Consider the following 379-nt stretch of genomic DNA (forward strand, 5'->3'; position numbering starts at 1 on the left):
TTATAACTGCATCATAAATTTCATTCAAAATTTGTTTTTTTATCCTAGGACTTCTTAAATATTGTGCAGCAATAAAATATGAAAATTCCTCTTTATTAATTAGAAATTGATTGTCTTCGAGATGCTGTATGGTGGGGTTGTAAATAGGTTCAATTGACTCGGCCAAAAAATGTTCTAAATCATATAATTTTTCTTGTTCGTCCACATCAACTACTGTGTAAAAATCTTTAACAATTGAGACACTAGCAATACTTTGTTGTCTTATCTCTTCTTTATTCAGGTCATACAAATATATAGTTTCCTGATTCTCTGAAAAATGTTTTAGATATGTCTTTGGAATTGTGTGCTGTCTAACTGGATTTCTATTCACTTTCTAAAC

1 protein-coding gene is annotated in these 379 nt (G+C 29.3%); it reads right to left on the reverse strand.

All coding sequences use genetic code 11. The features are described 5' to 3' along the window. Positions 1-370 (reverse strand): DUF4238 domain-containing protein (locus RVS70_RS23165; protein ID WP_321135096.1); only part of this gene is annotated, 370 nt, incomplete at its 3' end. Between the last annotated feature and the right edge of the window lie 9 nt (positions 371-379).

It is taken from the genome of Virgibacillus sp. M23 (assembly GCF_034190895.1).
GTDB classification, from domain to species: Bacteria; Bacillota; Bacilli; order Bacillales; family Amphibacillaceae; genus Virgibacillus; species Virgibacillus salarius.